Source organism: Nostoc cycadae WK-1 (assembly GCF_002897135.1).
GTDB lineage: Bacteria > Cyanobacteriota > Cyanobacteriia > Cyanobacteriales > Nostocaceae > Nostoc_B.
The window spans coordinates 217,458-239,026 of record NZ_DF978425.1 but is presented as its reverse complement, the minus strand read 5'-3'; the positions used below and the strand labels follow the sequence as shown (position 1 = coordinate 239,026).

Sequence of the window (21,569 nt, the reverse complement as noted above, 5' to 3'; positions counted from 1 at the left end):
AGCAAAATTTCCTTGGTGGACTACTAGAGAAAACAACGAAACCAGATAGCGAAGATGCCTGGCCCATGTATGTACAGATTGCTTATACCAATCTGCTGAAGCTGTATAAAGTGGAAAAATTACAGCCAGCTAAACCCCAGCTAGTTAAAGCCATCGAGGATCGGGTTGGTTTGCTGCCCATAAACGATAAGATGAAGCTTCTGACTCGCTTTACTGTTCCAATAATCTGCGGAACGATAAAATCTCCTTTTGAAGTCTATGTGTGGGATTGGAAACTGGATGAACCTCCAACCACAGCCCAGTTTAATTGGGTAGAAAAAGCAAGAGGCTGTGAAATTCCCAAGGATGTCGTTGAGTCATTTCAAAAGCTATATAAGATTGCGCGCGAGAATAATGTTTCTTTCCGAGAATTGTCTATTTATGCTTTAAGTAATGCCAACCAGAAGAAGTAGGGACTAAGCAACTACCTCTATCAAATCATTGCTTTTATTCACAATTAGCATAACTGTGTTACCCTAGTAGAGTTGTCTAAATTCCGCACATCCAGGAGTTCGGGTGTTTTCTATTATAGAAAATACACCTGGGTGGAGGTTTAACCCGAATAGGAGTTAAGAATATATGCCAGTCGTTTCATTGGCTCAAATGATGGAGTCAGGTGTTCACTTTGGACACCAAACCCGTCGCTGGAATCCAAAAATGTCGCCGTACATTTATACTTCCCGCAATGGTGTACACATCATTGACTTGGTGCAAACAGCCCAGTTGATGGAAGACGCTTACAGCTACATGAGAACCCAAGCCGAGCAAGGAAAAAAATTCTTGTTTGTCGGTACAAAGCGTCAAGCAGCCGGAATCATTGCTCAAGAAGCATCTCGTTGTGGCTCTCACTATATTAACCAGCGTTGGTTAGGTGGAATGCTCACTAACTGGGCAACCATTAAAACTAGGGTAGAACGCCTCAAAGATTTAGAACGCCGCGAAGAAAACGGCGCTCTTGATTTATTGCCGAAAAAAGAAGCTTCGATGCTGCGTCGGGAAATGGCAAAGCTACAAAAATACCTGGGTGGGATTAAAACCATGCGGAAAGTCCCTGACGTGGTAGTAATTGTAGATCAACGCCGGGAATATAACGCAGTTCAAGAATGTCAGAAACTTTCCATTCCCATTGTGTCCATGTTGGATACTAACTGTGACCCAGATGTTGTAGATATTCCTATCCCCGCAAATGATGACGCTATTAGATCTATTAAGCTGATAGTTGGCAAATTGGCGGATGCAATTTATGAAGGCCGTCATGGTCAGCTAGATGCAGAAGAAGATTACGAAGACTACGAAGGCGGCGAGGAAGATTACGAATACGACGAAAGTGAATACTCTGACTCGTTAATTCCCGACGACGAAGAGGAGGAATAAAGGAGGAAGGATGAAGTTCTGAAGTATGAAAAATAAAACTTCAGACTTCAAGCTTCAGACTTCAGACTTTCTTCAGTTCTGAGTAAGATAGAAATACTCAACGCCCGTAAGCGATAAAAACTCTAGGTCAAGTTAGGAATTGAGGCAACATGGCGGAAATATCTGCAAAACTCGTCCAAGAGCTACGCCAAAAAACTGGTGCCGGCATGATGGACTGTAAAAAGGCGCTGAAAGAAAACGACGGCGACATTGAACAAGCTACAGATTGGCTACGGAAAAAGGGTATTACTTCTGCGGGTAAAAAAAGCGATCGCATCGCAGCTGAAGGTTTAGTAGACACCTACATTCACCCTGATGGTAAAGTAGGCGTGCTACTAGAAGTTAACTGTCAAACCGATTTCGTTGCCCGAAATGAGGCTTTTAAATCTCTAGTTAAGAGTCTTGCACAGCAAGCTGCTAATGCCGATAGTATTGAGTCTTTGCTGACTCAACCTTACATCGAAGATAATAGCGTTACTGTAGATGAATTTATCAAGCAAACAATTGCTAAACTCGGTGAAAACATTCAGGTACGCCGTTTTATCAACTTTGCATTACCAGAGGGTACACCAGGAGTAGTAGATAGCTATATCCACACTGGTGGTCGTGTTGGTGTACTGGTTGAGATCAAATCCGCCACTGAATCAGCTGCGGGTAACGAAGAATTCCAAAACTTGGCACGGAACGCTGCTATGCAAGTTGCAGCTTGTCCCAACGTTGAGTATGTCAGCGTAGACCAAATTCCGGCTCCCGTTGTCCAAAAAGAAAAAGACATCGAAATGGGCAAAGATGATTTGGCAAATAAACCTGAGAACATCAGAGAAAAGATTGTTCAAGGACGGATTGACAAACGTCTCAAAGAAATGACTTTGCTCGATCAGCCTTACATCCGTGACCAAAGTATTTCTGTAGAAGAATTGGTCAAGCAAGTTAAGGCTAAAGTCGGTGAAGAAGTAGAAGTCACCCGCTTTGTGCGCTATATCCTAGGCGAAGGCATTGAAAAACAAGAAACTAACTTTGCTGATGAAGTTGCGGCTCAAATCGGAGCTAAGTAATTTGGTCGTCAATAGTCAAAATTTATTACTATAGACTATTGACTTTTGACTATGGACAAATGACTTTTTTAAGACAGGTCAGTTACATTAAACTGACCTGTATTTTATTATTAGAAGATAACTGCGTACATTTGTACCAAAATTAGTTGGATACCAATTGAAAAACTGATTGACGGAAGCTAGATGCAAAGAGCGATTCTCAATCCAAAATCGTCTTGAAAAGTTTGCTCAAGTCGGCAAAGCCGCCCACGCAACTTTTCGCAAAATCTAAAATCTAAAATCGGATGATGGGCAATTAAGAAAAGATATGGCGAGAGCAATTGAGCGAATTGATCGGGATTTGGCAATGCTGGAAGAAGCGATACGGGCGATCGCAGCAGAACTTCAAAGCGCCTATACTATCTATCTCACCCTTTTAGGTGAAGCCGTGCGGAAGCAGTTGATTCTGGCAAGTTACCATCTGTGTACTCAAGGTTATCCCGAAAACTTTTTAAAGTTGTCTTTAAATCAACGGCAGAAATTGCAACAAGCCATTCGCAAATTAGGAAAACAGCTATCTGAGAAATTACTCACCTATATTAATGGTGAAGCAGTTACAGAAGATGAGAATGTTGAAGAAAATGAAGGGGATGACGAAGAACTTATTGTGGAGAATTCACGACTCAATCCTCCTGACTCTTCTAACCCTGTAGAACTGGCAAAATGGCAAAATAGCTTAGAAGAATTGACGCAACAAGCACTCAAAAAAATCTCTCACGACACCAATGTGTTGTTGCAAAAAGCTGATATTTTACCCAAAACAGTCCCAGAACCAATTTTAGAAGCAGCCGCCGCAGCTTCTGAAGCAGCCGCAGAAGTTATGCCAGGGCCGCCAAATCTTTTAAACTTGGTGATTGAAATTGACAATGACCAAGATGAAGATGAATCTAGCTTGACACAGGTTATGGCCATTAATCTGCGACTAGGAGAAATTGAATTTGCTGATACGACATTAGCTTCTAGCCGCAAGCAAATTCGTAATATCTTAGTACAACTCCAAAAACTCGGACGGGAATATCAAAAAAAGCAGCGGGAACGTTCGATTGCAGAAGCCGAAGCGGCTTGGCGCTCAAGTTGGTATGAGGATTAATCATTTGTCCTTTGTCCTTTGTCCAAAGTCAAATGACCAAAATCACCAATGATTAATGACCCCTTCGGGGTGACGCTCCTAACGTCGCTAACGCTGCGCTAACACCAGTCGCTCATGGGGAAAAACCCCCTACAGCCCTTTGGGCATCCTACGGCGGGCGTTAGCCTCTCCCTTTGGGAGAAGACCGCGCTGGTTCACCATTGACCATTGACCATTGACAAACAACCAATGACTAATGACACACCAGATTGGATACGCTTGCATAAAGCCTTGGCAATAGAAGCAGAACATGGCTTTATAGACTTGATGGGCAAACAATACCGTTTTAGTGAATTTCTCAGCTTGACTTTTGGGAAATTTCCAGCTGCTATCCCGGCTATTGAACGTCGCCGTTGGCAAGAATTGGCGACAAAATTTGCCAGTTATCCCAATTTGGAAGTCAAAGATAGACAAACTTTAATTACTACAACTCGTAGGTATCTTGACCAACTGCAAAAACAGCAAGAAGACCCGGAGGAGATAGAAAAGCAGGGGAGCAGGGGAGCAGGGGAGCAGGGGAGGATTTATAAATCTAAAGTTCCCAAGGCTACGCCCGTTGTAAATGAGGTGAGTCGGAGACTAGCACCAAAAATTGACCAAAAACTTAGCGACTTACCAGAAATAGGTATTCGCAAAGCTGACAAATTAGCAGCTTTGCATTTGTATACTGTGCGGGATTTGCTGTTTTACTATCCCCGCGACCACATTGATTATGCGCGTCAGGTAAATATCCGCGAGTTGCAGGCGGGTGAAACAGTAACTATCGTGGCTAGTGTGAAGCGCTGCAATTGTTTTACTAGCCCAAAAAATCAAAAGCTATCGATTTTAGAACTGGTACTTAAAGATAATACAGGTCAAATTAAAGTTGGTCGCTTTTCAGCCGGGGCGCGGTTTACTAGCCGTGGTTGGCAAGAAAGTATGAAACGCCGCTACCCGGTCGGTAGTGTGGTAGCTGCCTGTGGGTTGGTGAAAGAAAGTAAATATGGCTTGACATTGGATAACCCAGAACTAGAAGTTTTAGCAAATCCAGGTGACACAATTGAGTCGCTGACTATTGGGCGAGTAGTGCCAATTTATGCCCTAACGGAAGGGGTGATGGCGAATATGGTGCGTCAGGCGGTAACAGCAGTTTTGCCTGCGGCGACTGCTCTCAAAGACCCACTGCCTAAAGGTCTGCGGGAAAAGTATAATTTGATGGAATTGAAAGATGCGATCGCTAATATCCACTTTCCTACTGATAGCGATACCTTACAATCTGCCCGTCGTCGTCTGGTATTTGATGAATTTTTCTATCTGCAACTCGGCTTACTCCAACGTCAGCAGCAAGCCAAGGCTATTCAAACCAGTGCTATTCTTGCACCTAAAGGTCAATTAATTGAAAAATTCTACGAAATCTTACCATTTCAATTAACTGGCGCACAGCAACGAGTTCTGAATGATATTTTAAATGATTTGCAAAAAACCACACCAATGAATCGTCTAGTACAGGGCGATGTTGGTTCCGGTAAAACTGTCGTGGCGGTGGTAGCAATTTTAGCGGCAATACAATCTGGCTACCAAGGTGCTTTAATGGCTCCTACAGAAGTATTAGCCGAACAGCATTATCGCAAATTAGTTAGCTGGTTTAATTTGTTGCATTTACCAGTGGAATTACTCACAGGTTCCACCAAAACTGCCAAACGCCGAGAAATTCACGCACTCTTAGAAACAGGGCAATTACCTTTATTAGTAGGAACTCACGCCTTAATTCAAGACCCAGTAAACTTTCATCGCTTGGGGTTAGTAGTGATAGATGAACAACATCGCTTTGGAGTGAAGCAGCGAGCGCTATTACAACAAAAAGGTGAACAACCCCATGTATTAACAATGACAGCGACTCCCATTCCTCGGACACTAGCGTTAACAATTCACGGGGATTTAGATGTCAGCCAAATTGATGAGTTACCACCGGGAAGGCAAAAAATTCAAACCACCGCATTAACAAGCCAGCAACGTAGCCATGCTTATGATCTCATTCGCCGGGAAGTTGCCCAAGGTAGGCAAACTTATGTAGTGTTGCCGTTGGTAGAAGAATCAGAGAAATTGGATTTGCGATCGGCCGTAGAAGAGCATCAAAAGTTACAAGAAAGCGTCTTTGCCGATTTTCAAGTCGGGTTGCTGCACGGGCGGATGAGTTCCGCCGAAAAAGACGAAGCAATTACGAAATTTCGAGATAACCAAACGCAGATTTTGGTATCTACAACTGTAGTTGAAGTGGGTGTAGATGTACCGAATGCTACGGTAATGCTCATTGAAAATGCAGAACGTTTTGGTTTATCGCAACTACACCAACTACGGGGACGTGTCGGTCGGGGTGCGGCTCAGTCGTATTGTTTGCTAATGAGCAGTTCCCGAAATCCTGATGCTCAACAACGGCTGAAAGTATTAGAACAATCCCAGGATGGTTTTTTCATTTCGGAAATGGATATGCGTTTTCGCGGCCCTGGTGAAGTCCTGGGAACTCGTCAATCTGGTGTGCCAGATTTTACCTTAGCTAGTTTAGTAGAAGATGAAGAAGTATTGCTCTTAGCACGCCAAGCCGCCGAGAAAGTCATAGAAATAGATGTGACTTTAGAGCGCTGGTATTTGATGAAAGAAGAGTTGAAATACCGATATGACAGGTTGATGGGCGGTGCCATTTTAACTTAACGCAACAATGATGAAGCCATAATTGCTCATAAGACCAAAAAAGATACCAAAAGAAGTGGGCTTTCTGGGGGAAATTCTGTAAAATCAAAATTTAAATAACAAAATGGCAAATTTTATGATACGTTGGCTAAGTTTACTACCAATTATGCTCAGTCTGTTTCTGATGGGATGTTCTACCCAATCAACGGCTAAAACTCCTATTCAAGTACCAACAGCCACTGGTCAGACACTACCAATTTCAGCTACAGCGGTTGTTCCTAACGGGACAAAAATTGAGTTGGAAGTGGCAGTAACTCCAGAACAGCAGGCAAAAGGCTTGATGAATAGACCTGCATTACCAGATAATCGCGGTATGTTATTCAAGTTTCCTTCGGCACAACCTGTGCAGTTTTGGATGAAGAATGTGCCTGTGGCGCTGGATATGGTCTTTTTACAAAATGGGGTAGTGAAGTATATTCAGGTTGCTGCACCGCCTTGTCCTAGTGAACCTTGTGGGACTTATGGGCCAAACGTACCAATTGATACTGTAATTGAACTGCGTGCAGGACGAGCCAAAGAATTAAAGCTCAAGTTAGGAGATAGTGTCAAAATTAAATTTTTACAGAACAGTAGTTTACGGTAATAAGCCCTAAAAACCTTGTTAAATAAGCTAGAAAAATATCTAATCAATAATTTTTTTGTAAAAAAACTGTTAAGTAGATATAAACTAGCTAATTGTCTCTAGGGCATCTAATATGATTACAAAAATAGTCAAAAAAACTACTTAAGAGGTAAAATAACAATCTTAAGGTTTCATTGCGAAAAATCTTCCTTTTGGCGTAAGTGTAAACAGTCTCTCATAAGGGAGCATAGGCTATGGAATCTTTGTTACTTAAAGTGTAATTAAATAGAACACTCAGGCAAATTGAGGATGAAGCTAATTTAACTTGCTGAAGTGCTGCTAGAAAATTAAACAAACCGATAATTTAGAGCCTGAGATTGCTCAATTTTTGGGAAAAAGTGTTCTATTTAAGGATTATCAAGCAATATTTTGGGATCTTAATCCGGTAATTGCATAGTCTCAACTGAAGTAGTAGCTGCGGACAAAAGAGGAATGGTGAATAGATATATGACCATACAAACTAAACAAGGAGGTGAGTTACAAATGTCACCATCAACATATTCACGACTGATTCATTTTTTACAGGAAGATTTGTCAATTTCGGCAGCATCTCTAGCAGTAGCTTTACGGCATCGGGAACAAGATCCTGGGCCTTTGCCGATGATTCTTTGGCAGTATGGGTTGATTACGATGGAACAGTTAGAACAAATTTATGATTGGCTAGAAACTGTTTAAGTATGAATGCTCATGGGGGAGAATTAAGGTATGTCACATCCACCCTGCCTAGGAACGAGGCTGATAGATAGGACAATTAACTTTTACCAATCCTACTTATTTAAATGCAGGTTGAAAGAGCGAGTTAAAGATGGTTATTCTACTCGCTCTTTTAATTTTGGTCATTTATCTTTAGTTTTCAACCATTGACGATTGACCATTAATGATTAACTGTTAACCATTGAGTACTCTAGCTGCTGCCGCTACACCAGCACCAGGAGTAAAGTTTTCATAGCCTAGTTCTAACAGCACGACTTCTAGGGATGCTATGCAGCTAAGGATATCGCGATCGCTGACAAAGCCCAAGTGACCAATACGGAAAATTTTATTTTTCAAATGGTCTTGACCACCGGCTAAAGCAATATCAAAACGCTTGTTCATTAACGAACGAATTTTATCCGCTTCAATATCTGGCGGTGCTACTGCTGTAATTGCTGGACTAGCATAGCTATCTGCGGCAAACAACGGTAAGTTTAATCCTTTAATAGCTGCGCGGGTAGCATTCTTTTGCCGTTCATGTCTGCCAAAAATTGATTCTAAACCTTCTGCTTTCATCATCCCCAAGGTAGTATGCAGTGCCACAATTAAATTCACTGGGGGAGTGAAAGGAGTGGTATTCTTAGCCGCAGATTTCCGGTATTTACCTAAATCTAAATAATATTTTGGCAATTTAGCTGTTTTATAAGCTTCCCATGCCTTAGCGCTCACAGAAACAAAACCCAAGCCTGGGGGAATCATGTAACCTTTTTGCGAACCGGAGGCGACGACATCTAATCCCCACGCATCAACAGGTAAATTGAAAGCACCCAAACTAGTTACAGCATCAACAATGATTAAAGCTTCACCATGTTCTTTAACGTGGCGGTTGATGGTTTCTAAGTCATTGAGAACGCCGGTAGATGTTTCACTGTGGGTGATAACAACAGCTTTGATTTCTTTAGCTGTATCGGCTTGCAGTTTTTCAGCAAACTGTGCTGGGTCTAAAGGTTTACCCCATTCCGCAGTAATAGTCTCAACGTTTAAACCATAGGCTTGGCTAACTTCAGCCCAGCGTTCACCAAATTTACCATTACAACCAATTAAAACGCGATCGCCTGGAGAAAGAAAATTAATAATCCCAGCTTCTACTGCACCTGTACCGCTGACATTCAACATCAGTACATCGCTTTCGGTTTGGTGCAGCCATTTAAGGTTAGCTGTCACCTCTGCCAAAATGTTACTAAACTCACTGGTACGATGACCAATGGGGTGTTTGGCTAAAGCCAGTAAAGCAGCTTCTGGCACCGGTGTCGGGCCAGGAATCATCAGCATCAGCTTATCTTCCATGTCTTTGTCCTAATAATCAAATAATAGTTAAAGGTTTAGGGATGGTTAATTCTGGAGCAAAATTTATACATATTTATTTGAGTTCTGCACCAGTATTTTTTGTATTCTCCAAATCCATAAAATTCTTGGTCAGCTTGACCTTTACAATTTATTGAGAATTCTAGATAACCTGAAACCTGGTTTGAGGCAATCTCAGCAGACGTATCAATCACCACGTCTGATAATTTACTAGGGGTTAATCTTTGGCTAACGTGAAGGAGACATCTAAGTTTTCACCCAGTTTGTTGAAGTTTGATAGCAGCGATTATCTAGAATCTCACAAATTGGGTACAGGTACAATGACTTAGAAAATTTTGTCGTGTCTAGTTTGAACAGGAAATAGGTAACAGGGAAATCTCCCTAATTATTTTGACTCATAAAATAAGAGCGATGTGCGATCGCTCTCTGTGATCCTTTACAGCCGATTGTCGGTAAATGAGGTGCAAATTTTTAGACTAAAGTTATATATTCTTAGTTTAAGCTTCAGCTTTGGCTTTTAGTCGCTGCTTTTTTTTTGTGGCGTAAAGCTACACCAAAAACACCTGCTGCTAACGAACCGATGATAGTTACGGGTTCGGGAACAGGTTCATTACCTCCAGAAGTGCGAACAGTTAGACTTGAGGCTAGGTACTGATCGAATATATCGACAACTCCAAATCCTACAGTGTATGTTCCCCCTGTTGTGAATGTGTAAGCAGTCTGAGATGAAGTTTGTCCAAAATTCCCCACTTGTCTTACATCAGCCAGTTTATTGAGAGAAGTACCAATAGAGTAGAAAGAAAAATCATTATAAGGCAGATAGTCACCTGCTTTGAACTGCCAATCAAACGTCAAAACATCACCAGCTTGGACTGTAATAGTATTTTTAATTGCCGAAGCATTGTTAACATTTTGACTATTCAAAGTATCTAAGGCTCCGCTGGCTAGTCCTAAGAATGACTCTACAGCAGTTTCGGCAACTCCACCACCAGAAATAATGGCTTGTTGACTACTCAAACTAAAATTGCCAATACCCTGCCATCCAGTAAAATCTGAGATGTTAATCACTGCTGCTTGAGATGGACTAGCAGCAAAAACAAATGTTGCTCCAGCACCAGCCAGCAGTAACATATTTGCCAAGCCAAAGTTTTTCATTGTATTTACTATTGTAAAGATTACAAACTTGCTCCCAAAAAGAATTACATACAAAAAATTACATAAAAGATTATCATTAATCAACTGCTGCGATCAAAAATGAGAAAATGACTAAAGCATTTTCTCTCATCCTCCTCTTTATTTGAGCTACTAACTGAGGCTCACTCTCTTCCCAACTGAGGATAGCTGCTTTTTACCCCCATGAAAAATTAGTACATATTTAGGCATCCTGATGCTAGGACGAGATGAGATGCTTTGTGAGCTATTGATGATACTAGATACTCTTATCTAATAAAGCAATTCCAAGCAAGGGTTTTTAATGAGCTTCATGAAATTTTTATATCTAAAATTGTGATTAATCACAATAGGGTGCTATTTGCTATCAAATATAATAGTAGTCATACATAATCAGAATTTATTTATAGCAGTCTTGTTTTCATTTATAAGACATACGGAATAAATAATAATTTTCTATACAATTTATGTAGATTTAATTTTTACGTAAATAAATTTCAACATCCATCGTCAAGCAATCCCCACGCCTAATTTACAATTTCTCTTCAACCTTGACTCCATTTCTTCTAATAATTGCAGCTGGAATTCCCACGACTACACAATCATTAGGGACATCTTTGACGACAACTGAATTTGCGCCAATTGTGACATTATCACCTACTTGAATATTACCTAATACTTTAGCCCCTGCCGTAATCCGAACATTGTTGCCAATTTTGGGACGACCAGATTTATCTTTATATCCAATTGTTACTTGTTGGTTTACCCAACATTGTTCACCTATATCTGCCATAATAATAGTGCTAAATCCATGCTGGATAAATAAACCAGCACCGATGCAACAGGAAGAATCCAAAAAAAGAGAAGGGCATTCTGGGTAAAATTTTTTCAGTAAATACATCGAAATACGCCCATTCAAATTACCTTTAAGTAGACGATAATAGTACAAATTTCTAAACTCTTGTGTTTTGTAGAGTAAGACAAGTAATTGCATCCACAAGCCTTGCTCTGGCAAATTTAAAACTTCTGCCCATCGTTTGATGTCAGCAGTAATAATTTCTTTTTCTGTTGTTAGTATAAATGGTATTAATAGTGGCGAAAACCAGAAAATTATCAAACTAAAAATAGCTTGTCGAATCAAATTTTTCATAATATTTACCAAATAATTATAAGTGGGTGGTCGGTAATATAGGAATCTGCTTTGATTCCTGAAAAGATTGGCGTAGGAAGCGAACTCTGAACGGGGAACAGGTAAGAAGGTATAAAAATGTACTGAGTTTTTTCAGAAATCAAATATGAGTCTTATAGTTGGATTTTACACAGTTGTTTTACTTAGTATTAAAACTGCTAGATGCAATGTATCCGATAAAACTTGTAATGGCAATATTTGCGGAAGTATAAATGTATATCGGCTAATACGGTTCAATTAATGTTTTAATCTTCTGAAGATACTCACAATGGGCTATTAAGCATCTTTTTCACTGTTTTTCAGAGGATTGTCCCAGGCTATGGATCTGAAAAACATTAATCAATTTTAAAATTAGTGAATTGAAACTACACAAAAACTGATAGCGTCAAACCAAGTAAAATCATATTCTGGAAGTCATAGCTTGAAAACCCGTTCTAATTACTGGCAACTACTGCCATATATCAAACCCCAATGGGCAAACATTATCAAAGGCTTAATCGGCATTATTGGATACGTGCTGGCGACACTAACGTTAATTAATCTTGCAGGTAAGTTAGCAGCGCCTTTTGGTCAAGGTAATGTAGTAGCGATCGCCCAAATAGCTGGTGTTTGTGCTTTGGTATTTTTGGTACGTGGCTTTTTTCAGTCCGTACAAGATATGTACATGGCTAAAGTCGCTTTGAGAGTGGCTTATTATCTCCGCAAGCAAGTGTACAGCCATTTGCAAAAATTAGATTTAAGCTATTTTGAACAAGCCAAAACAGGTGATTTAGCTTACCGTCTAACAGAAGATGTAGATCGGGTGGGGGAAGTTGTCAATAAACTACTACATGACTTTATTCCCTGTTTGTTGCAATTAATCGCCATACCCATCTATATGATTTATTTGAATTGGCAACTCACACTAGCAACAATTGTGATTGCACCGTTAATGGGAGTGTTAATTGGCTGGTTTGGAGAACGTCTACGTCAGTATTCTGTGAAAAGTCAAAATCGCGTGTCGGGATTATCGGCTATTTTGACGGAAGTTTTCAGCGGAATTCGGCTTGTACAAGCGTTTGCCGCAGAGAATTATGAAATTGCTCGTTTTGGTTATGAAGCAGAACGTTCTTTAAAAGCAAAGTATTCCACAGAACGTCTCAAAGCCATCCAAATTCCCATCATTGGTTTTTTAGAAGCTTTAAGCGCATTATCTTTGTTAATGGTGGGTACGTGGCAAATTTATCAACGCAACTTAACTGTGGGAGATTTTTTCAGTTATTTAGCCGCTGCTGCATTGTTAATTGATCCGATAGGACACACGACCAACAACTACAATGAGTTTAAACAAGGTGAAGCATCCTTAGACCGAGTGTTTGAATTGATGGCGATTCAACCAAGGGTAGTAGAAAAAACAATTGCGATCGCTCTGCCTCCAGTTAAAGGTAAAGTGGAATATCGCCACATTTCTTTTGCTTACAAACCTGGTGAACCAGTTCTTCAAGATATTAGTTTATTAGCATCTCCAGGAGAAGCGATCGCTTTGGTGGGTGCTTCCGGCGCGGGGAAAACGACGTTTGTGAATCTTCTCCCCCGTTTTTATGACCCTAACTCTGGGGAAGTTTTCATCGATGATATTGATATTCGAGATGTTACCTTACATAGTCTGCGGCGACAAATTGGCATTGTTCCCCAAGAAACGGTGATATTTTCGGGAACCATCGCTCAAAATATTGCCTTTGGACAAGATAATTTTGAGATGGATGCAGTCATAGCAGCTGCGAAAATTGCTAACGCTCATCAATTTATTACCCAATTACCAGAAGGTTATGAAACTTGGGTGGGTGAACGGGGGGTAAATTTATCGGGTGGACAAAGACAACGAATTGCGATCGCGCGGGCGGTGCTGCTGAACCCACAGATATTAATATTAGATGAGGCGACATCTGCATTAGATTCAGAATCGGAAGCCTTGGTACAAGAAGCACTAGAAAGATTAATGCAGAACCGGACAGTATTTATTATTGCCCACCGTTTAAGTACAGTGCGAAGATGCGATCGCATTCTCGTTATGGAAAAAGGGCAAATAGTGGAATCAGGGAATCATGAAGAACTATTAAGACTGGAAGGTCGTTATGCTAGGTTTTATGCCCAGCAATTTAGTTAACGTGAGTACGATGAACCTCTCTCCAACCCTTCTCCGACGCGGAGCTACGGTGTACACACAAGTCCAAGTAAAGTAATAAGCTACGGTGTACATACAAGTACTATCTGTCAGGGTTTCAGGCTTTATAGACCCTTTAAATTGTCATTACGAGCGCAGCGATAGCGGAGCGAAGTAATCGCATAATCTCGTAATTTTTGCGGATCGCTTCATCCCACTTCGTTGCGTACCCTTCGGGAAGGCTAACGCCTACGCAATGACATTCAAAAAAGTGGGATGCTTACATTAACTCTTCTACTTCCCTGGCTTTTTCTTGTAAATCCAAATCTCGATAAATTTGCAAACTGTTGTTTAAAAACTGAGTAGCAATTATTTCTGCACCTAGCTCATTTTTTTGGCTACGTTTGAGGTAAATTTCACCTAACAACTTGTGTGCAGAAGCTTCTAGTTTGCGGCGGTTATACTCTTGAAAAATTTGCAGACATTCTTGAGCAATTTCTTCACTAAGATTTAGGTTTTCCAAGGCTTCTACTTCTAGGTAAGCACGAGCCATGTCGAGCGATTCGTCAGCCTTGTTGACTGTTTGCCCTAGTTCATCAAGATAGCTTAATCCCCTGTGATAATATTCTTCAAATAAAGCAATTTTTTCTGGAATTGATGTATCTTCGTTAGATAAGAGGTGTAGATATTGTGAATAGAGTAAACCAAGAGCCGTGTAGTCGTAGGCAAGGCTTCCTTGATATTCTCCTGCTGTATTTATTTTTATAGCTTGGCGAATATTTTCTTCAGCTTGGGTAAGTAAATTAGATACTTCTGTTGAATTTGAGACTTGTTTTGCTAATAAGCATTGACAAGAAGCAAGTTGTCGATAATGTCTAGCTACGCTCTCTTTTTGATCTATTTGTTGGTGTAAAGTAAGGCTTTGTTGGTAATGCTCAATCGCTTTTGTATAATCTTTCCAATCTCGATAGCAACTAGCCAACCAGGATAACTGATTAGCGACATTATTATCTTTACCTAATTGCTGATAAAATTCCCGGCTTTGATGATGATAATTTATTGCCTGTTGGTATTTTCCCCAATCTTGATAAATCCTACCTAATTGATAGTAAGCATCAGCAATATTAACTTGGTCATCAATTTGCTGACGAATGGCTAAGTCTTGATTTTCACATTCAACAGCTTGCTCATATTTCCCCCATTCTCGATAAGAAACACCTAGATTGTACCATTGATTAGCTACATTATTATCTTTACCTAACTGCTGATAAAATTTGAGGCTTTGTTGATGATAATTTATTGCTAACTCGTATTTACCCCAATCTTGATAAATACTACCTAATTGATAGTAAGCATTTGCAACATCAGCTTGGTTATCCAACTGCTGACGCATGGCTAAACATTGGCTTTGATGCTCAATAGCTTGCTCATATTTCCCACACTCTCGATAGCAATCACCTAGCCAATACCACTGATTAGCAACATTCTTATCTTTACCTAATTGCTGATAAAGTTCGCGGCTTTGTTGATGGTAATTTATTGCTTGCTCGTATCTTCCCCAATTTTGATAAATTCTGCCTAACTGCCAATAAGCTCTTGCAACATTAACTTGGTCATCGAGTTGTTGACGAATGGCTAACTCTTGATTTTCAAACTCAACAGCTTGCTGGTATTTCTCCCATTCTCGACAGCAATCACCTAGACAATACCACAGGTCAGCTACATCCTTATCTTTACCTAACTGCTGATAAAGTTCGCGGCTTTGTTGATAGTATTTAATTGCTTGTTCATATCTTCCCCAATTTTGATAAATTCTGCCTAGTCGCCAGTAAGCTCTTGCAACATTAACTTGGTCATCGAGTTGTTGACGAATGGCTAACTCTTGATTTTCAAACTCAACAGCTTGCTGATATTTCCCCCATTCTCGACAGCAATCACCTAGCCATGACCACTGATTAGCTACACTATTATCTTTACCTAACTGCTGATAAAGTTCGCGGCTTTGTTGATAGTATTTAATTGCTTGTTCGTATCTTCCCCAATTTTGATAAATTCTGCCTAGTCGCCAGTAAGAATTTGCAACATTAACTTGGTCATCGAGTTGTTGACGAATGGCTAACTCTTGATTTTCAAACTCAACAGCTTGCTCATATTTCCCACACTCTCGACAGCAATCACCTAGCCAATACCACTGATTAGCAACATTCTTATCTTTACCTAATTGCTGATAAAGTTCGCGGCTTTGTTGATAGTATTTAATTGCTTGTTCGTATCTTCCCCAATTTTGATAAATTCTGCCTAACTGCCAGTAAGAATTTGCAACATTAACTTGGTCATCGAGTTGTTGACGAATGGCTAACTCTTGATTTTCAAACTCAACAGCTTGCTGGTATTTCCCCCATTCTCGACAGCAATCACCTAGCCATGACCACTGATTAGCTACACTATTATCTTTACCTAACTGCTGATAAAGTTCGCGGCTTTGTTGATAGTATTTAATTGCTTGTTCGTATCTTCCCCAATTTTGATAAATTCTGCCTAATCTCCAATAAGCTAATGCAACATTAACTTGGTCATCGAGTTGTTGACGAATGGCTAACTCTTGATTTTCAAACTCAACAGCTTGCTGGTATTTCTCCCATTCTCGGTAGCAATCACCTAGCCAATACCACAGGTCAGCTACATCCTTATCTTTACCTAATTGCTGATAAAGTTCGCGGCTTTGTTGATAGTATTTAATTGCTTGTTCATATCTTCCCCAATTTTGATAAATTCTGCCTAGTCGCCAGTAAGCTAATGCAACATTAACTTGGTCATCGAGTTGTTGACGAATGGCTAACTCTTGGTTTTCAAACTCAACAGCTTGCTGGTATTTCTCCCATTCTCGACAGCAATCACCTAGCCAATACCACTGATTAGCAACATTCTTATCTTTACCTAATTGCTGATAAAGTTCGCGGCTTTGTTGATAGTATTTAATTGCTTGTTCGTATCTTCCCCAATTTTGATAAATTCTGCCTAGTCGCCAGTAAGCTAATGCAACATTAACTTGGTCATCGAGTTGTTGACGAATGGCTAACTCTTGATTTTCACAATCAATAGCTTGCTGGTATTTCTCCCATTCTCGACAGCAATCACCTAGCCAATACCACTGATTAGCAACATTCTTATCTTTACCTAATTGCTGATAAAGTTCGCGGCTTTGTTGATAATAATTTATGGCTTGCTCGTATCTTCCCCAATTTTGATAAATTCTGCCTAGTCGCCAGTAAGCGTCAGCAATATTAACTTGGTCATCGAGTTGTTGACGAATGGCTAACTCTTGGTTTTCACAATCAATAGCTTGCTGGTATTTCCCCCATTCTCGATAACAATCAGCCAAATTGCACCACTGAGTAGCTACACTATTATCTTTACCTAATTGCTGATAAAGTTCGCGGCTGTGTTGATGGTAATTGATTGCTTGCTCGTATTTACCCCAATCTTGATAAGTTCTACCTATATGATACAAAGCTAATGATTTTTCTTGATGTCTATTAATTTCTCTACTAATAGTCAGCATTCGCTGAAAACAATCTAAAGCTTGTTCATATTTGCCATGTAATCTATGACAAACACCTCTGTTTATCCAAAAAATTAGAAATGCTGATGGCTCGATATATTGAGCCAATTTTTCAAAACATTCTTGATAATAAGAAACTGCTTGTTCAAAAGACTCTTTTTCCTGATAGCAAGTAGCTAAAGACCAAGCAATATAAGCACTAAATCTATTATCTAAGTTATCAGTTAATAGTTCTAACATTTCAATAGCTTTATCATACTTATCTTTACGCAGATAAGACATTGCTGTGATAAAACTTAATGCCGTTTGGCAATCTTCATCAAGATGATAATGCTGGCGAGTATGTTCAAGATTAGGTGTCATGTCATCACCCAATTCTTTAACCAACTCTCTCATACTGCAAAATAGTGAAGGTTCTAATTGGTTAATAATTTCTGTGACGCAATCAGCTAATCCTGCTAATTCACCACAAGCAATATAAAGAATAGCGGCTTTTGCTTTAACCCGAATTTCTTCAGAAAATTTTGAATTATTGGCTGCTTGTTTCAATAAATCTATGACTTCACTTTTTTGACAAAAAAGTTCAATTTTACGCAGTAGCCTGAGTATTTGCTTGGTTATATCATCCTCAAAATCAGCATCTATGCCAAGATAAGTAATTACTAACTTGTTTATTGGTTTTTTACGAATAACAATATTATTAATTTCAATTTCAGCAATTATTTGTCCTGCAAATAGTAAATTTCTGAGTTTAAATTCTGCTTGCTTCAACTTATTTGCTGATTCATCCTGCTTTAAATAAACAATAGTGGCATCATCAGATGATGAACTTTTGATTTTAATCTCGCCATGCTGCAAAACAGGTTGATAATCTTCGATATTAATAAATAATTTTTCTGCTAATTTCTTAAATTGCGTGGAAAAATGACTCCCGTAATATCCCAAAGCTAGTAAAAGTGGCTCATTCCAACGTGGCTCATTCAAATGTTTTTGAATTAATTCCAAAATCTCACTTTGTTCTTTATCTGCAATATAACGAGCTGCAAAATACTCTTCAAATGTCAGGTGCATAAAGCCATAAAAACCAGGCATTCGTTCTACAAATAACCCTGTGGTTTCTCGCACCTTCCGCAAAAATTCTCCTACCGCTTGGCGCACAGAATCAGATTCAGGTTCAGCATCATTTAATTCTGCTAATTTAGCTGCTAGTTTCTCTTCTACTTCTGCTTGTGTTACCAAACCAGAAGGCTTTTCTTCGTGCATCCAGTATGCCAGAGGCGCTAAAAGTTCCACTACCTCAGTTTCTTTTAACACCACCCTTGGCGCATCGGGTAATTTTTTACCAAGTTGCCAATCTTCGGTTAAAGTTTGTACTGCCAACTCATACAGTTTCACGCGGCGGTTGGGTAGTCGTTCCCCATTGCGGTGAATCAACGCCAAAATAGTTAACAGCAAGGGATTTGCCGTTAATCGCTGCACACCAGGATTATCTTTAACCGCCTGTAAAATTTCCTGCGCTTGCTCTGTACCTTTTTTTAGCCATTGCTCTTCACTAGCATCAGGCTGCTGTGCTTTTTCCACTGTTCGACACCAGCGATACAAAAACCGTTCTACCTGTTCGCTGTCCATATCTTCAATAGTAAACTCGGCAAATCGACTGCTGAGTTTTACATCACTGTAGCCAGCAATCCGGCTGGTAATGACGAATTTGTTGCTAGGGAACTCATCAACAAATTTGTTAATCCGTTCTACAATCTGTTTGCGACTTTCTTGATCAAATACCTCATCTAAACCATCCAGCAGCATCAAGCATTGTCCTTGACGCATTGCATCTAAAAGTAAGGCTGCTACCTCATTTCCTATTTCTACCTCTGCTTGAAAATGGGTTTCCCACTGGCGGTAAAACTGACACAAATATTCTAGTAAAGTCAACTCAGGTTGTTGTTTTAACTTTTCTGCATAATCAGCAATGCGAAAGAAAATAGGTAACAAAGTTTTACCTAAGTCTTTGTTCTTTGTATCCTCAATAGCATCATCTTCAACAATGACTGTTTCCAATTCGTCTCTTTTGGCAATGGCGAAATGTAGTGCTAAATAACGCAGCAGAGTCGTTTTTCCCGCACCAGGACTGCCTAAAATCACGCTATAGCAATTCTGCCGCACCGCCTCAGATAAATCTACCTTTTGTGTAACGGTTTTAGTGCTAGAAACTAATGCTGATATTGGTACTTCAGGTAGGGGTTCATAATAGTATGGTTCATCCCAATCATCAAGGTTAGAACCCATTTCTTTTAATCTACTACTCTGAACTTGCCGTACAGTTAAAGTCTCAATTTCCCGTTGACTACGCTCAGAAGTATCTGTAACTTGTTGTCGCCATTGTGCTTGCAGGGAAACATAAATTTGGTCAAGAAAAATATCGACTTGACGATTTACCTGCATTACACCACTCATTTTTAAATAGGAATTTTCGGCAATCAGCCAATCTAAATAGGGATAAAGCAAAGGATTGCGTGTTTCAAATTCCACTATCTTTCCTCGCCAATCCCAAAAATCTGGCGCACGCTGACGAAATTCATCTAAAAAGTCGCTGTTATTTAGCCACAAAATCAAACATAAATTTCTCCCAAACAATTCTTCTCTGCCTAAATTTAACTGCCTCATTTCTTTTACTAAACGCGGTGTGGGTAATTGGTCAATTCCAAATGCCATTACCAGTTTGCGCCCAGTTTCTAGACTTTGATGTTGATGATCATCTAAGCTATACAGAAAATTATGGAAGGAGTTTTGACTATAAAAAAAGTTAGTAAATTCCAACTGTTCTTCACTAACAGCTAATGATTCTTTTAGCTGTTTGACAACGGGATGCTGAGGGCTACTTTCTGGTGCGATCGCAAATATAATTGTCGTACCACTGGAAAGTTCCAATACGCTGACTAATTTGTTTAATTCTGCTTTGTCGGCTTCGCTGAGAGAGTAGGTAGAGTCTTGATCAAGCATATACAACACCAGCGTTTAAAGTAATTTTCAATAGAAAACTCTGCTATTTAAAGATGATTATTAGCAGCCTGCCAGCGTTCTAAATCCTCAATTAAAATAGGATTAATATCAAACCAAGATTCTTGCATTGAGTTGTAATAACCTAAAACTAATTTATTTTGCAAAAGTTCGTCACAAATAATAAATTCACCCTTATTTGGCAAACTATGAGTTTTAGTTGTGAGTTTTCCAGTACGATGAATTAAATCTAATTCAGGATAGTGATAATCGCTTAAATTATATTCTCGCCGGACTTCACGTACTGCTTCTTTTGCAGTTGATAAATCTACAAAGTTCAAATTATTCCGTAACCCAATTTCACAAGCGGTACGTGCTAACCTGACTAAATCTCGCATTACTCCGCCACTTTTTTCACAAATTAATTCCAGTGCATTAGGGTTAAATAAACCTTTGTGACTATCGCCTAAAGTATCCAAACGTTTGTTAATGACATTAATTAGAATTTCTCGGCCTTTTTGATCAGGCTCACTAGTTGGACACAAATTAGCATCAGATTCAAAAACAGGCGGATTATTTAAATCCAAACATTTTTGAAATGCTTCCATTGGCTGTCGAAAACTCGGCGAATAGCGCAAAGAGATAGGAATAGCATAGATAATATGACAGTTTAATTCTATCAATAGAGGACTAGAAAACATCTCCAATGCTGTTACTTGATCATGCCTATCCAATCCATCAACAACAATCAGTAACTTTTGTTCTTGTTCTTTTTCCGCAGCTTTAATAATATTATTAACTCTGGTGATAATTTGACTCAACACAGGACGGACATTCAGTGTTTTTGTCACTTCTCTTGTTAAACCACGTTTGAGAATTATACCTGCCTTTTCTATGAATTCTGGCACTCCCAAACCTTCAGTGTGGCTTCCTTTATCTTCGTAAACTACACTTTTCAGGCTGTCTAAAAGAGCATCTAATAATTTATCTTTTTTAAATAGCCAATTAGATTGAATAGCCTGAGCAATTTGTAAGCCAATCAACACTACAACTTCTGCATAGCCTATGTTATATCTGTCTAGGGATGTTTGCGTGTCAATCCAAACAACTGTGTACTTGTCAGCTAATTTTTGTTCTAATCTTCTTAGTTCAGTAGTTTTACCTCCACCTCGATGACCTGCTAGTAAAAATTTTGCTGGATCATCTTCCATTTCTAGCAAGCTAACAAGCTTATCTACCGGGCTATTTTCTCTCTGAACATAAAAAACTTTTAAATCTTCAGGTGTAGTTAAAGGTTCTTCTGGTTTAAATAATTGGTAAGCAGATTTCCAAAAACTGGTATTGCTCATACTGTTTCCCAATAGGAAAGTTTGTTGTGATTAAACTCATTATTGTCAGTATAAGCAGTAAATAAACAGTAATCAGT

13 protein-coding genes are annotated in these 21,569 nt (G+C 39.5%); 8 read left to right on the top strand and 5 right to left on the bottom strand.

Annotated features, from left to right (window positions below; translation table 11 throughout):
- From NCWK1_RS29910 to NCWK1_RS09105, 7 genes are all read left to right on the top strand, one after another.
- The coding region (locus tag NCWK1_RS29910) for a DUF2610 domain-containing protein (protein ID WP_222838777.1) at positions 1-452 on the top strand (452 nt) is incomplete at its 5' end.
- A gap of 166 nt (positions 453-618) precedes the next feature.
- The gene (gene rpsB, locus NCWK1_RS09130) at positions 619-1,413 is read left to right on the top strand and encodes a 30S ribosomal protein S2 (RefSeq protein WP_096579702.1); all 795 of its coding nucleotides are present in this window, start codon (positions 619-621) and stop codon (positions 1,411-1,413) included.
- 149 nt (positions 1,414-1,562) lie between these two features.
- Positions 1,563-2,507, top strand: a complete 945-nt coding sequence (gene tsf, locus NCWK1_RS09125) for a translation elongation factor Ts (RefSeq protein ID WP_103124489.1) — start codon at positions 1,563-1,565, stop codon at positions 2,505-2,507.
- A gap of 307 nt (positions 2,508-2,814) precedes the next feature.
- Positions 2,815-3,636 (top strand): hypothetical protein, encoded by an 822-nt coding sequence (locus tag NCWK1_RS09120; protein ID WP_103124488.1) that lies wholly within the window; start codon positions 2,815-2,817, stop codon positions 3,634-3,636.
- Between the two features lie 228 nt (positions 3,637-3,864).
- Positions 3,865-6,363, top strand: coding sequence for an ATP-dependent DNA helicase RecG (gene recG, locus NCWK1_RS09115; protein ID WP_103124487.1), 2,499 nt, complete (start codon positions 3,865-3,867; stop codon positions 6,361-6,363).
- Positions 6,364-6,478: 115 nt separating this feature from the next.
- A complete protein-coding gene (locus tag NCWK1_RS09110; protein ID WP_096585211.1) occupies positions 6,479-6,985 on the top strand; it encodes a DUF192 domain-containing protein in 507 nt (168 codons plus the stop codon).
- 486 nt (positions 6,986-7,471) lie between these two features.
- The gene (locus tag NCWK1_RS09105) at positions 7,472-7,699 is read left to right on the top strand and encodes a DUF2949 domain-containing protein (RefSeq protein WP_044499903.1); all 228 of its coding nucleotides are present in this window, start codon (positions 7,472-7,474) and stop codon (positions 7,697-7,699) included.
- Between the two features lie 213 nt (positions 7,700-7,912).
- Here the strand turns inward: NCWK1_RS09105 and NCWK1_RS09100 are convergent, their stop codons facing one another.
- From NCWK1_RS09100 to NCWK1_RS30390, 3 genes are all read right to left on the bottom strand, one after another.
- Complete coding sequence (locus NCWK1_RS09100; protein ID WP_096579696.1) at positions 7,913-9,064, bottom strand: pyridoxal-phosphate-dependent aminotransferase family protein; 1,152 nt, start codon at positions 9,062-9,064, stop codon at positions 7,913-7,915.
- Positions 9,065-9,586: 522 nt separating this feature from the next.
- Positions 9,587-10,237, bottom strand: a complete 651-nt coding sequence (locus NCWK1_RS09095; protein WP_103124486.1) for a PEP-CTERM sorting domain-containing protein — start codon at positions 10,235-10,237, stop codon at positions 9,587-9,589.
- A 547-nt stretch (positions 10,238-10,784) separates the two neighbouring features.
- Complete coding sequence (locus tag NCWK1_RS30390; protein WP_187308092.1) at positions 10,785-11,402, bottom strand: serine O-acetyltransferase; 618 nt, start codon at positions 11,400-11,402, stop codon at positions 10,785-10,787.
- 460 nt (positions 11,403-11,862) lie between these two features.
- Between NCWK1_RS30390 and NCWK1_RS09085 the strand changes: the two genes are divergently transcribed.
- Positions 11,863-13,587, top strand: a complete 1,725-nt coding sequence (locus NCWK1_RS09085; RefSeq protein ID WP_103124485.1) for an ABC transporter ATP-binding protein — start codon at positions 11,863-11,865, stop codon at positions 13,585-13,587.
- A 277-nt stretch (positions 13,588-13,864) separates the two neighbouring features.
- Here NCWK1_RS09085 and NCWK1_RS09080 read toward each other — a convergent pair whose 3' ends face one another.
- Entirely contained in the window at positions 13,865-20,146 is a 6,282-nt protein-coding gene (locus NCWK1_RS09080) for a tetratricopeptide repeat protein (protein ID WP_103124484.1), read from the bottom strand.
- A gap of 47 nt (positions 20,147-20,193) precedes the next feature.
- On the bottom strand, positions 20,194-21,492 hold the full coding sequence (locus NCWK1_RS09075) for a P-loop NTPase fold protein (RefSeq protein ID WP_103124483.1): 1,299 nt from the start codon (positions 21,490-21,492) through the stop codon (positions 20,194-20,196).
- Positions 21,493-21,569: the final 77 nt, after the last annotated feature.

Bases quoted from the DNA above. Each gene is read 5' to 3' on its own strand.
- NCWK1_RS09120 (WP_103124488.1), top strand. From the start codon at position 2,815: ATGGCGAGAGCAATTGAGCGAATTGATCGGGATTTGGCAATGCTGGAA.
- NCWK1_RS09095 (WP_103124486.1), bottom strand. From the start codon at position 10,237: ATGAAAAACTTTGGCTTGGCAAATATGTTACTGCTGGCTGGTGCTGGA.
- NCWK1_RS30390 (WP_187308092.1), bottom strand. From the start codon at position 11,402: ATGAAAAATTTGATTCGACAAGCTATTTTTAGTTTGATAATTTTCTGG.
- tsf (WP_103124489.1), top strand. From the start codon at position 1,563: ATGGCGGAAATATCTGCAAAACTCGTCCAAGAGCTACGCCAAAAAACT.
- NCWK1_RS09100 (WP_096579696.1), bottom strand. From the start codon at position 9,064: ATGGAAGATAAGCTGATGCTGATGATTCCTGGCCCGACACCGGTGCCA.
- NCWK1_RS09080 (WP_103124484.1), bottom strand. From the start codon at position 20,146: ATGCTTGATCAAGACTCTACCTACTCTCTCAGCGAAGCCGACAAAGCA.
- NCWK1_RS09075 (WP_103124483.1), bottom strand. From the start codon at position 21,492: ATGAGCAATACCAGTTTTTGGAAATCTGCTTACCAATTATTTAAACCA.
- NCWK1_RS09105 (WP_044499903.1), top strand. From the start codon at position 7,472: ATGACCATACAAACTAAACAAGGAGGTGAGTTACAAATGTCACCATCA.
- rpsB (WP_096579702.1), top strand. From the start codon at position 619: ATGCCAGTCGTTTCATTGGCTCAAATGATGGAGTCAGGTGTTCACTTT.
- NCWK1_RS09110 (WP_096585211.1), top strand. From the start codon at position 6,479: ATGATACGTTGGCTAAGTTTACTACCAATTATGCTCAGTCTGTTTCTG.
- recG (WP_103124487.1), top strand. From the start codon at position 3,865: ATGACTAATGACACACCAGATTGGATACGCTTGCATAAAGCCTTGGCA.